Origin of the sequence: Streptomyces sp. NBC_01217, assembly GCF_035994185.1 — a bacterium.
Classification (GTDB): Bacteria; Actinomycetota; Actinomycetes; order Streptomycetales; family Streptomycetaceae; genus Streptomyces.
Genome location: NZ_CP108538.1, coordinates 628,274 through 640,252 on the forward strand (window position 1 = coordinate 628,274; position 11,979 = coordinate 640,252).

Consider the following 11,979-nt stretch of genomic DNA (forward strand, 5'->3'; position numbering starts at 1 on the left):
ACCGGCGGACACCCGTCACGTCCGCGCGACGCACACCTGGAGCAGGAGATCTCTGCCGGCGAACGGCGGTCCCCGCCGTGCCGGTCCGCGCACCGCCGTACGACGCGTCCCGAGCGCCCATACGGCCAGGACGACGAGGCCCAGCGCCATGAGCAGCGGCAGCAGCCGGTCACGGGCGTGGGTGGACACGCACGACTCGCCGTTCATCCCGGGCAGGGCGGCGGCCGCGCGAGGGGTGCCGTGATCGTCCGCCGAGGCCGCGCGGGTGGTGCCGTGATCGCCCACCATGGCCGTGTGACCGTTGCCCGACGTCATGGACGCCGTCATGGACATGGACAGATCCGAGGTCACGGCCGTCGCACCGTGGCAGCCCTCGGCGGCGCTCGCCGGGGCTCCGTGCATGAGGAACAGCCCGAGCAGGACGGCGCACAGCACGAGCGACTGGGAAACTCCCGGTGCGCGCTCGGGGGTGCGGTCCACGGCTGCCTCGAATTCTCGGTCGTAGGAGTCCTGCGGTACGAGGCCGACGATACCCCCACAGGGTTTCCCCGTCCTGTCGGACCCCGCGCCGCCTCACCCCGCACCGGCCGGTCACCTTGATCGGCTACCGTGCCCCGGAAATCTGTGTCCGCGCCTACTACGGGACCCGCTCGTGCGGGGCGCCCGGCTGGGAGTGAGTGATGAGCACGTCGGCGAAGTCGGCGGGAACGGGCGAGCTGAAGCGCGGTCTGGGTGTGTTCGACGCCGTGATGATCGGCCTGGGTTCGATGATCGGGGCGGGCATCTTCGTCGCACCCGGGCCCGCCGCCGCAGCCGCCGGGTCGGGTCTGCTGCTCGGCCTGGGGCTGGCCGCGGTGGTGGCGTACTGCAACGCGATGTCCTCCGCACGGCTGGCCGGCCGCTACCCGGCGTCCGGCGGCACCTATGTGTACGGCCGTGAACGCCTCGGCGACTTCTGGGGCTATCTCGCCGGATGGGGCTTCGTCGTCGGCAAGACCGCGTCCTGTGCGGCGATGTCGCTGACCGTGGGCTCCTACGTGTGGCCGGGACAGACGCACATGGTGGCCGTCGCGGCGGTGGTGGCGCTGACCGCGCTCAACTACACCGGGCTGCAGAAGTCCGCCTGGCTGACCAGGGTGATCGTCGCGTTCGTCCTGGCGGTCCTCGCGGCCGTGGTCACCGCCTGTCTCAGCGGCGGCACCGCCGATGCCGGGCGCCTGGCCATCGGCGCGGACGCCACCGTCAGCGGGGTGCTCCAGGCGGCCGGGCTGCTGTTCTTCGCGTTCGCCGGGTACGCCCGGATCGCCACCCTCGGCGAGGAGGTCCGCGACCCGCAGCGCACCATCCCGCGCGCGATCCCGCTCGCGCTGGGCATCACCCTGCTCGTCTACGCGGCCGTCGCGGTCACGGTGCTCGCCGTGCTGGGCCCCGAAGGTCTCGCCCATGCCGCGGCCCCGCTGGCCGAGGCCGCTCGCGCGGCGGGCGTGCCCGGTCTCGCGCCGGTGGTGCGCGCCGGTGCGGCCGTCGCCGCGCTCGGCTCCCTCCTCGCGCTGATCCTCGGTGTCTCACGCACCACCTTGGCCATGGCCCGCGACCGCCATCTGCCGCATGCCCTGGCCGCGGTGCACCCTCGGTTCAAGGTCCCCCACCGTGCGGAACTCGCCGTGGGCGCCGTGGTCGCCGTCCTGGCGGCCACCACCGACATCCGTGGGGCGATCGGCTTCTCCTCCTTCGGCGTCCTCGCCTACTACGCCATCGCCAACGCCGCCGCCTGGACACTCACGCCCGGCGAAGGCCGTCCGCCCCGCATCGTGCCCGTCGTCGGCCTGACGGGCTGTCTGCTCCTCGCCTTCGCCCTGCCGTCGGCTTCCGTCATCTCCGGGAGCGCGGTGATCGCGGCCGGTGCGGTGGCATACGTCGTACGCAGGTTCCTCGGCCGAACACGGGGTTAGGGCCCTTCGTTCGGATCCTGTCGCGCCCGCGTCCAGGCGGCGTCGCGCAGCAGGCGCAGCCCGTTGAGGCCGACGATGACGGTGGAGCCCTCGTGCCCGGCGACGCCCAGGGGCAGCGGAAGCGTGCCGGCCAGGTCCCAGATGACGAGGCCGGTGATGAAGAAGGCGGCGATCACCAGGTTCTGCACCACGAGGCGGCGGCACCGGCGCGAGAGCGCCACGACGGTGGGTACGGTGGCGAGTTCGTCACGGACGACGACCGCGTCGGCGGTCTCCAGGGCGAGGTCGGAGCCGGCTCTGCCCATGGCGACTGCGGTGTGGGCGGCGGCCAGCGCCGGGGCATCGTTGACACCGTCCCCGACCACGAGGACCTTGCGCCCGGCGCTCTCCAACTCCCTGACCACGCGCACCTTGTCCTGCGGCAGCAGCCCGGCCCGTACGTCGCCGATGCCCACGTCGGCGCCGAGGCGTGCGGCGGCGCGCGGGTTGTCGCCGGTGACCAGCAACGGCGTACTGCCGGTGAGTACGGTGAGGCGGGCAACGGTGGCGTGGGCGTCGGTACGCAGTCGGTCGGCGACGCCCAGGGCGCCGACCGGGGTGCCGTCGAGGACGACGAGCACGGTGGTACGGCCGTCCTCCTCCAGCTGTGCGACGAGGGCGGCGGCCGCCCGGTCGAAGCGGCGGGCGTTCAGCAGACGGGCAGGGCTGCCGACGGCGACGGCGCGGCCGTCCACTGTGGCCGTGACGCCGGTACCGGGAGCGGAGGCGAAGTCCGCCACGGAGGGCAGGGCGAGACCGCGCGTCCGGGCCGCGTCGGTGACGGCGCGTGCGAGAGGGTGCTCGCTGGGGTGCTCGGCCGCCGCCGCGAAGGTGAGCAGGGCGTCCGCGGTCAAACCCGAGGCGGTCAACGGGCGGATGTCGGTGACGCTCGGGGTGCCTTCGGTCAGGGTGCCGGTCTTGTCGAGTGCTACGGCGTCGACCTGACCGAGGCGCTCCATCACGACGGCGGACTTGATCAGCACACCGTGCCGTCCGGCATTGGCGATCGCGGACAGCAACGGCGGCATGGTGGCCAGGACCACGGCGCACGGCGAGGCCACGATCATGAAGGTCATCGCGCGCAGCAGCGTCGGCTGCAATGCCGCGCCGAATGCCAGCGGGAGGGCGAACAGGGCGATGGTGGCCGCCACCATGCCGATGGAGTACCGCTGTTCGACCTTCTCGATGAACAACTGGGTGGGTGCCTTTGTCCCTGAGGCCTCCTCGACCATGGCAACGATCCGGGCGATCACCGAATCCGACGGGTCGCGCTCCACCCGGACCCGTAGCGCCCCGGTGCCGTTCAGTGTCCCGGCGAAGACCTCGTCGTCCGGCTCCTTGGCCACCGGCAGCGGCTCGCCGGTGATGGTGGCCTGGTCCACCTCACTGGCTCCGTCGAGGACCCGGCCGTCGGCGCCGACGCGCTCGCCGGGACGTACCAGGATCACGTCCCCCACCCTCAACTGTCCGGTGGACACCGTCTCTTCGGTTCCGCCGTCGCCGAGGCGGGCCGCCGTGGCGGGTGCGAGGTCGAGCAGACCGCGTACCGAGTCAGCGGTCCGTGCGGTGGCGAACGCCTCCAGTGCGCCCGAGGTGGCGAAGATGACGATGAGCAGGGCGCCGTCCAGCACCTGCCCGATCGCCGCCGCGCCGAGCGCGGCGACCACCATCAGCAGGTCCACGTCCAGCGTCCTGCTCTTGAGGGCCTTCAGCCCCTCCCAGCCCGGTTCCCACCCGCCCGCGATGTACGTGAGCGCGTACAGCGGGCCCCACGCCCACCACGGGGCGCCGAGCAGTTGCAGGGGCAGCGCCGCCAGGAAGAGCACCAGGGCCGCCGCGGCCCAACGGGCCTCCGGCAGTGCCAGGATCCGCGTGCGCCGCCTCGCTGCGACCGTGTCCCGGACCGGGCCTGCGGGCGGAGCCGGGCGGGTGAGGGTGAACGACATGGGCGGTGATCCTTCGCACGAGAAGGCGGCGTGGTCCGACCCCCGCACCATACAGGATCACATGAACACTCATTCATGTGTTCATCTCCGTAGGATGAGGGGCATGGGCCACGGAGTTGACGCGAATACTGCTGCCACCGCGCGCGAGCGCCTCGACGCCGTGGGCGCCGCCGATGTGGCGACCACCCTCCAGGCCCTCGCGACCCCGTCCCGGCTGCGCATCCTCGCCCGCCTCCAGGAGGGTCCGTGCCCGGCGACGGAGCTGGCCGACGCGGTCGGCATGGAGCAGTCCGCCTGCTCCCATCAGCTACGGCTGCTGCGCAACCTCGGCCTGGTGACCGGCGAGCGCCGGGGCCGCTCGGTCATCTACGCGCTGTACGACAACCATGTCGCCGAACTCCTCGACCAGGCCCTCTTCCACGTCGAACACCTGCGCCTCGGCCTGCACGACACTCCCACGGAGGAAGCCGCGGGAGCGGGCGGCGCGGTGACCGCCGCCGCTCGCTGAAGCCGGACCCGCGCAACTTCCGGCCCGTTCGCCGGGTGAGCCCTGCGCCGACGGGGCGTCTGCGCCACCAAGTGCGGAACCAATTCCCTGCGTCTACGCTCATATCGTCTACGCTCATATGTGGATCTATGCCGCCAACGCTCGTGACTCGACAGGAAGCGAGATCTCCATGGAGCGGCTCAAGATGTCGGGAATCGTCGGGGAGCTGTCGGCGGAGTTCCTCGGCACAATGGTTCTCATCCTCTTCGGCTGTGGTGTGGTGGCCCAGGTCGTGGCCGGTGGAGCACTCACCGACCCGCCGGGGGGTCTCGGGAATCACGACAGCATCGCCTGGGCATGGGGCCTCGGAGTCACTCTGGGTGTCTATGTGGCGGGCAGACTGAGCGGCGCTCACCTGAATCCGGCAGTGACTCTTTCGCTTGCCGCTTTCAAGGATTTCCCGTGGAAGAAAGTTGCCCCCTACTCGCTCGCTCAGCTCGCAGGAGCTTTCGTCGGGGCGCTGGTGGTGCGCTGGAATTACACCGAGGCTCTGGCGAAGGCGGATCCGGGTCACACGATCAAGACGCAAACCGTCTTCTCGACCCTTCCCTCCAATGGGAACCCCGCGCTTCCGGTCACCGAATGGGGAGCATTGCGGGACCAGGTCATCGGCACCGCCATTCTCGTGCTGCTGATCTTCGCGGTCACGGATCTCCTCAATACGCCACCGGGCGCCAATCTCGGCCCGTTCATCGTGGGCCTCGTCGTGGTGGCCATCGGTATGGCATGGGGCACCAATGCCGGATACGCCATCAATCCGGCGCGTGACTTCGGGCCCCGGCTCGCGAGTTTCCTCACCGGCTACGGAGGGGCGTGGCGGGACCAGTACGGGAATTTCTACTTCTGGGTGCCGATCGTGGGCCCGCTCGTGGGCGGCCTGGTCGGTGCGTTCCTCTACAAGGCCCTCATCGGGCGTTTCCTGCCCACCGCGGAACCGGAGCCGGAGGGCAGCATCCCCATGCCCGCAGAGAAGTGACGCCGGGTTCCTTCAACGAGCAGCGGCGCTGCGAGGATTGCGCGGATCGGAAGCGGGCGGCCGAGCGCACCCTCGACCGGGTGAGGGTGCGCTGACGTCGAGTTCGGCACAGTACTGCCAGGACGGTGCGTCGGTACGGGGCCGTCAGCAGATCCGGGGCAGCTGCTCCCCGACGGGCAGGTCGACCACCCGTGTACCGCCGAGACCGGTGCGGGCCACGACCATGCCCGGGTGGGCCTCCACCGCCTCGCCGATCACCGCCGCGTCGCGGCCCAGGGGGTGGGCGCGCATCGCGTCCAGGACCGCGTCGGCGTGCTCCCGCGGTACGAATGCCACCAGCTTCCCCTCGTTGGCGACGTACATCGGGTCGAGGCCCAGGATGGCGCAGGCGTTGGCCACCGGCGGGGGGACGGGGACGTGCCGTTCCTGGATCACCACGCCGGTACCCGACGCCGCCGCGATCTCGTTGAGGGATGCGGCGAGCCCGCCACGGGTGGGGTCGCGCAGTACGTGCAGATCCGGTGTGACCGCGAGCATGGCCGCCACGAGGCCTCCCAGGGCCGCGCAGTCGCTCTCGATCTCGACCCCGAACTCCAGGCCCTCGCGCACGCTCATGATCGCCACGCCGTGGACCCCGATCGCCCCGCTGACGATCACCACGTCACCCGGCACGACCCGTTGGGGACGCAGGTCGACGCCGGCCGGGATGAGACCGATGCCTGCGGTGTTGATGAAGATGCCGTCTCCGTGACCGGCCTCGACCACCTTGGTGTCCCCCGTCGCCACCTCGACGCCCGCGTTACGCGCGGCAGCGCCGAAGGCCTCGGCCACACGTGCGACGACGGACAGCTCGACGCCCTCCTCCAGGATGAATCCGCACGACAGATAGGCGGCCCGGGCACCGCTCATGGCCAGGTCGTTGACGGTCCCATTGACCGCGAGGTCGCCGATGCTGCCACCGGGGAAGAACAGCGGCCGCACCACGAAGGAGTCGGTGGAGAAGGCCAGTCGGGCGCCACCCAGCGACACGGACGCGAAGTCGCCCAGCTGCGCGAGCGCCTCGCCCCCGAAGGCCGGGGCGAAGATGTGCTGGACCAGTTCGGCGGAGAGCGCGCCACCACCGCCGTGACCCATCACGATCCGCGGGTGGTCACGCAGCGGGGCCGGGCAGGTCCACGCCGTGGGGTCGAGTGGCGGGACGGCGGACGCCGAGGTGGTTCCGGCGCCGTACATGGGGGTGTCGACGGTCTCAGCCAACGGGGCTCGCCTCCAGAGCTGCGCTCTTGTCGATGTCCAGCCGCCGGTAGAGGTAGTAGGCGGCGCAGGCGCCCTCGCTGGAGACCATGGTGGCTCCGAGTGGCGTCCGTGGGGTGCAGGTGGTGCCGAACGCCTCGCACTGGTGGGGCTTCAGCAGGCCCTGCAGAACCTCTCCGCTGCGGCACTGCGCGGGTTCACAGGTGTCGATGCCGGTCACGCAGAAGCGGTGTTCGGCGTCGTAGTCCCGGTAGCGCGCGGAGAGCCGCCAGCCGCTGGCGGGGATCACGCCGATGCCTCGCCAGGCCCGGTCGGTCACCTCGAAGACGTCCTCCAGCATGGCCAGGGCGGCGGGGTTGCCCTCGGGGCGCACGGCGCGCGGGTAGGCGTTGTCCACCCTGTGTTCACCGCGTTCCAGCTGGGCCACGGTCCGGCGTACCCCTTCCAGGATGTCCAGCGGTTCAAATCCTGTCACCACGATCGGGACGCCGAACCGTTCGGCCAGCGCGGGATACTCGCCCACGCCCATCACGCTGCACACATGCCCTGCGGCGAGGAATGCCTGCACCCGGCAGTCCGGTGACCGCATGATCGCCTCGATCGCCGGTGGCACCCGGACATGCGACACCAGCAGGCTGAAGTTGCGGATGCCGAGCCTGCGTGCCTGATGGACCGTCATCGCGTTGGGCGGTGCGGTGGTTTCGAAGCCGATTCCGAAGAACACGACTTCTCTGTCCGGGTTCTGCCGGGCGATCTTCAGCGCGTCGAGCGGGGAGTAGACGACCCGTACGTCGCCGCCCTCGCTGCGGACCCGGAACAGATCCCTGCCGGTGCCGGGGACGCGGAGCATGTCGCCGAAGGAGCAGAAGATCACATCGGGGCGTGATGCGATCGCCAGCGCCTTGTCGATGACTTCCAGCGGGGTGACGCACACAGGGCAGCCCGGACCGTGGATCAGTTCCACCTGTTCCGGCAGCAGTTGATCGATGCCGTGCCGGATGATGGTGTGGGTCTGCCCGCCGCAGACCTCCATCAGCGCCCACGGTCTGGTCACGGTGGAGCTGATCTCGTCGAGCAGCCGGCGGGCCAGTTCGGGGTCCTGGAATTCGTCGATGTACTTCACGGCCGCGCCTCCTGCGATGTCTCGTCGGCGCCGGGCAGCGGCAGCCCGCCCGCCTCCGCCGCCATCTCCCACGGATCCCCGAACTCCTCCTGGAGCATGCCGAGTTGGGCGAACAGTTCCAGCGTCTGCCTGGCCGACTCCTCGTCCAGTTTCTGCAGGGCGAACCCGACATGGACGATGGCGTACTCGCCGACCTGGAGGTCCGGCAGATACTCCAGGCATGCTTCCTTGACCACTCCGCCGAAATCGACGGTGGCCATGCGGGTGCCGTCCCGTTCCTCGATTTCCAGTACTCTGCCGGGCACCGCCAGGCACATGGTTTCTCCTTGCTGTGGTTGATCGCCGTCAGTGGATGGCCGCACTCCCCCGCGCCGCACCGGTGCGGCCGTTGAGCGTGCGGGCGGCCACCATCACCTGCCCCAGGGCCAGCCCCCCGTCGTTCGGGGGGACCCCGTGGTGTCGCAGGACGGTGAAGCCGTGCTCCCGGAGCGTCCGGGCACAGGCCGAGGAGAGCCGGGTGTTGGCGAACACCCCGCCGGTCAGGGCCACGGTGTCCAGGCCATGCTGCTCGCGTGCGAGCACGCAGGTGCTGCGTACGAGGACGGCTACCGCCGCGTGGAAACGGGCAGCGATGACTCCCGGCGCGGCGCCCGCGCGCAGATCGTCGACCACCGCGGACAGCACGGGCCCGGGGTCGGCGATCAGTGGGCCGGCGCCGTCCGGTGCGGGGGCGCGCAGGGCGAAGCCGTATCCGGCGCTGTCCTCATCGGGCGTCCCGAGCGCGGCGGCTTCGAGTTCGATGGCGGCCTGGGCCTCGTATCCGGCCCGGTGGCAGACGCCCGCGAGGGAGGAGACCGCGTCGAACAGCCGGCCCATGCTGGAGGTGGGGACACAGTGGAGGTCGCGCTCCAACTGCCTCTCCAGCGGCCCCAGTTCCTCGGGCGGGCAGGCCGCCACGCACGGCAGGTCCCGTGCGCGGCCGATTCCTGCCGCGTACAGATGCGCCAGGGCCATGCGGTAGGGACGGTGTACGGCGGCGTCGCCGCCCGGCAGAGGGACGTACGCCAGGTGCCCGAAGCGGTGGTACCCGTCGTAGTCCGCCAGCAGGAACTCCCCGCCCCACACGGCCCCGTCGTCGCCGTAGCCGGTGCCGTCGAACGCGACGCCGATCACCCGCCGACTGCCGTCCAGGCCGTGTTCGGCCATCGCCGCGGCGATGTGGGCGTGATGGTGCTGTACGCGTACGACGGGCCGTTCACCGGCCAGACGGCGGGCCAGCTGTCCCGAGCGGTATCCGGGATGCCTGTCGACGGCCAGGACGCCGGGTCGCACCCCGGTGAGGGTCTTCAGCTGTTGTGCGGCGTGCTCGAAGGCGTGTTGGGTGGCGAGGTCGTCCATGTCGCCGATGTGGGCGGACAGCCAGGCTCTGCGGCCCCGGGCCAGGCACAGGGCGTTCTTGAGGTCGCCTCCCGCGGCGAGGATCGCGGGCACGGGGAAGGGCAGTTCCACGGGCCGGGGGGCGTATCCGCGCGAGCGGCGTACGGTCAGCGGTTCCCCGTCGCAGACGCGTACGACGGAGTCGTCGCACGGCACATGGATCGGGCGGTCGTGGGTCAGCCAGGCGTCGGCCAGGCGGGCGAGCCGCTCCAGTGCTTCGGCGTCGTCGGTGACGATCGGCTCCCCTGCCACGTTTCCGCTGGTCATGACGAGCAGGTGTGGCCCGGCCGGGTCGCCGGGCAGGCCGAGGAGCAGATGGTGCAGAGGGGTGTAGGCGAGCATGACGCCGAGGTCGGGGCTGCCCGGGGCGACGCTGTCCACCGGGTCGCCCGGCGCGCGGACGGCCCGGCCGCGGCGCCTCAGCAGGACGATCGGGCGGGCGGCGCCGGTGAGCAGGGCCCTCTCCTCGGCACCGATATGGACGAGGTGTTCGATGTCGCCGATCTCCCGGGCCATCAGGGCGAACGGCTTGTCGCCACGGGCCTTCCGGCGGCGCAGTTCGGCCACGGCGCGGTTGCTGGTCGCGTTGCAGGCGAGGTGGTATCCGCCGAGCCCCTTGACGGCGAGGATCGCGCCGCCGGACAGAAGTCCGCGGGCCTCGGCGACGGGGCCCTTCGCGGTGACGCGTCGTGGGGGCCGGTCGGGATCGGGGTGTGCCGCCAGCAGTTCGAGGCGAGGCCCGCATCTGAGGCAGGCGATCGGCTGGGCGTGGAAGCGGCGGTCCGCGGGGTCCGCGTACTCACGTGCGCAGTCGGGGCACATGGGGAAACCGGCCATGGTGGTGTGTTCGCGGTCGTACGGCAGCCCGGTCACGATGGTGAACCGTGGCCCGCAGTTGGTGCAGGTGATGAAGGGGTGCCGGTGGCGGCGGTCCGCGGGGTCGGCCAGCTCGGCAAGGCAGTCGGCGCAGGTGGCCGCATCCGGGGGGACCAGGGTGCGGGAGGGCCCGCCGGTCCGGGAGGCGACGATGGTGAAACCGGCACCGCCCGCGGCGGGGACCTCCCGGTGCTCGACGGAATCGAGGACGGCCATGGGCGGCGCGTCGGCGGCGATCCCTTCGCAGAACAGGGCCACGGCAGCCGGAGGGCCCTCGACTTCCGCGACGACCCCTTCGGGGGTGTTGGTGACGTGTCCCGCCAGGCCCATCGCGTGGGCGCGTGTGTACAAGTAGGGCCGGAATCCGACGCCTTGGACGATGCCGCGGACGGTCACCCGGCGGCGCTGTGCCGGCTCGTCCGTCGCCGGGCCGGTGCCTGGCGTCGTCACGCGCGGTGCTGTGCCATGGCGCCGGGCGCGACCGTCCCCCCGTGCGTATGGGTGTGCGTGGTGTGGTGCCGCCCGGCCATGACGGGGCGGTGGACCGGGGCTCCGTTCGCGGCGTCCAGCGCCCGTTCCAGAAGTGCCCCGACCCCGTCACCGCGCCGGGCGGAGATGAGCTGGACCTCCACGCCGGGATTGACCTGCTCGACATGGGCGCGGAACGCTGCCTCGTCGAACTCCACGGCCTCGGCGATGTCCGTCTTGGTGACGAGCACCAGGTGCGCGAGCCCGAAGGCGGTGGGGTACTTCAGCGGTTTGTCCTCGCCCTCGGTGACCGAGGCGAGGACGACCCGCAGCGTTTCACCGAGGTCGTACGAGGCCGGGCAGACCAGATTGCCGACGTTCTCCACGAACAGCAGCCGGGTGTCCTCGGGCAGCCATCCGTCGAGGTGCCCGCCCAGCATCTGCGCCTCCAGATGGCAGAGCCCGTCGGTGAGCACCTGCTTGACCGGGACGCCGGAGCGGGCCAGGCGCATGGCGTCGTTCTCGGTGGCCAGGTCGGCGGTCAGAGCGGCGACGGGGACGCCCGTCTCCCGGGCCAGGACCAGTTCGCGTTCGAGCAGTGCCGTCTTGCCGCTGCCCGGGCTGGAGAGCAGGTTGACGACCGCGGTGCCGCGGGCGGCGAGTTCGGTGCGCAGGCGATGCGCTGTCGTGTCGTTCTTCGCGAGTACCGCCTGCTGGAGATCGACCACACGGCACATGGTTCAGCGCTCCTCGGAAATCGGTTCACGGATACGGCTCTGCGCGCGGCGGTCGTCCCAGCGGACTTCGGCGATCTGCAGTTCGCGGCCCGAGAGCAGCTCAGCGGTTGCCCCGCCGCACAGGGGGCAGCACAGCTGCGGTGGCATTCCGACCGCCCATTCGTCCGCACAGGGCGCGCAGCGGGCTCTCGCCCGTACGGAGTCGACGACAAGCTCCGCGCCTTCCAGGACGGTCCCTGCGCAGGCCAGTTCGAAGCAGAAGGACAGTGCGTCGGGGACCACTCCGGCCAGCTCGCCGATCCGGAGCCGGACGGACGTGACGGCGACGGCGTCGCCCGCCCGGGCCGCTTCTTCCACCTGGCCGACGACGGCCATGGCGATGGACATCTCGTGCATGGGTCTCCGTCCTGCCCGCGCCATTACACCGGCGGTCGCACCCGCTGCCCGGCTGGCTCGCCGACGGGACTCGGCAGGTACGTCATTCGGTGCAGCCCCGGATCCGGAGGGCTTCGGGTGCCTTCACATGCACCGGATGCGCACGTAGCGCTTGATGTCGGGCAGCAGCCGTACCACGAGAGCGCCGAGCGCAAGGGCGGCCACGCCGCCGATGACGATCTTCTTCAT

Annotated in this window: 12 protein-coding genes; 3 read left to right on the forward strand and 9 right to left on the reverse strand. The window is 71.3% G+C overall.

The genetic code is table 11. The features are described 5' to 3' along the window. Positions 1-15: 15 nt before the first annotated feature. Positions 16-480, reverse strand: a complete 465-nt coding sequence (locus tag OG507_RS02555; protein WP_327365458.1) for a hypothetical protein — start codon at positions 478-480, stop codon at positions 16-18. A gap of 200 nt (positions 481-680) precedes the next feature. On the opposite strand from OG507_RS02555, the gene OG507_RS02560 reads away from it, so the two are divergent. Next, positions 681-1,952, forward strand: a complete 1,272-nt coding sequence (locus tag OG507_RS02560) for an APC family permease (protein WP_327365459.1) — start codon at positions 681-683, stop codon at positions 1,950-1,952. On the opposite strand, the gene OG507_RS02565 is transcribed toward OG507_RS02560, so the two are convergent. After that, positions 1,949-3,937 carry a heavy metal translocating P-type ATPase gene (locus tag OG507_RS02565; protein ID WP_327365460.1) on the reverse strand — a complete coding sequence of 663 codons (1,989 nt, stop codon included), beginning with the start codon at positions 3,935-3,937 and terminating at the stop codon, positions 1,949-1,951. The two genes, OG507_RS02560 and OG507_RS02565, sit on opposite strands and share 4 nt — an antisense overlap. A gap of 103 nt (positions 3,938-4,040) precedes the next feature. Between OG507_RS02565 and OG507_RS02570 the strand changes: the two genes are divergently transcribed. Both OG507_RS02570 and OG507_RS02575 read left to right on the forward strand, forming a co-directional pair. After that, complete coding sequence (locus tag OG507_RS02570) at positions 4,041-4,445, forward strand: ArsR/SmtB family transcription factor (RefSeq protein WP_327365462.1); 405 nt, start codon at positions 4,041-4,043, stop codon at positions 4,443-4,445. 169 nt (positions 4,446-4,614) lie between these two features. Next, complete coding sequence (locus OG507_RS02575) at positions 4,615-5,460, forward strand: MIP/aquaporin family protein (protein WP_327371845.1); 846 nt, start codon at positions 4,615-4,617, stop codon at positions 5,458-5,460. Between the two features lie 144 nt (positions 5,461-5,604). Here the strand turns inward: OG507_RS02575 and hypE are convergent, their stop codons facing one another. The 7 genes from hypE to OG507_RS40310 all read right to left on the reverse strand — a co-directional run bounded on the left by hypE (position 5,605) and on the right by OG507_RS40310 (position 11,979). Beyond that, positions 5,605-6,693: a hydrogenase expression/formation protein HypE gene (gene hypE, locus OG507_RS02580; protein WP_327371846.1), complete on the reverse strand. Its 1,089-nt coding sequence runs from the start codon at positions 6,691-6,693 to the stop codon at positions 5,605-5,607. Between the two features lie 16 nt (positions 6,694-6,709). Beyond that, positions 6,710-7,837 carry a hydrogenase formation protein HypD gene (gene hypD / locus OG507_RS02585; RefSeq protein ID WP_327365463.1) on the reverse strand — a complete coding sequence of 376 codons (1,128 nt, stop codon included), beginning with the start codon at positions 7,835-7,837 and terminating at the stop codon, positions 6,710-6,712. Further along, positions 7,834-8,154 (reverse strand): HypC/HybG/HupF family hydrogenase formation chaperone, encoded by a 321-nt coding sequence (locus OG507_RS02590; protein ID WP_327365464.1) that lies wholly within the window; start codon positions 8,152-8,154, stop codon positions 7,834-7,836. The genes hypD and OG507_RS02590 overlap by 4 nt, the downstream gene beginning before the upstream one ends. 28 nt (positions 8,155-8,182) lie before the next feature. Continuing rightward, positions 8,183-10,600, reverse strand: coding sequence for a carbamoyltransferase HypF (hypF, locus tag OG507_RS02595; protein ID WP_327365465.1), 2,418 nt, complete (start codon positions 10,598-10,600; stop codon positions 8,183-8,185). Further along, the gene (hypB, locus tag OG507_RS02600; protein WP_327365466.1) at positions 10,597-11,355 is read right to left on the reverse strand and encodes a hydrogenase nickel incorporation protein HypB; all 759 of its coding nucleotides are present in this window, start codon (positions 11,353-11,355) and stop codon (positions 10,597-10,599) included. The genes hypF and hypB overlap by 4 nt, the downstream gene beginning before the upstream one ends. 3 nt (positions 11,356-11,358) lie before the next feature. Next, positions 11,359-11,751, reverse strand: coding sequence for a hydrogenase maturation nickel metallochaperone HypA (hypA, locus tag OG507_RS02605; protein ID WP_327365467.1), 393 nt, complete (start codon positions 11,749-11,751; stop codon positions 11,359-11,361). A gap of 123 nt (positions 11,752-11,874) precedes the next feature. Next, a complete protein-coding gene (locus OG507_RS40310) occupies positions 11,875-11,979 on the reverse strand; it encodes a DUF6893 family small protein (protein WP_442810930.1) in 105 nt (34 codons plus the stop codon).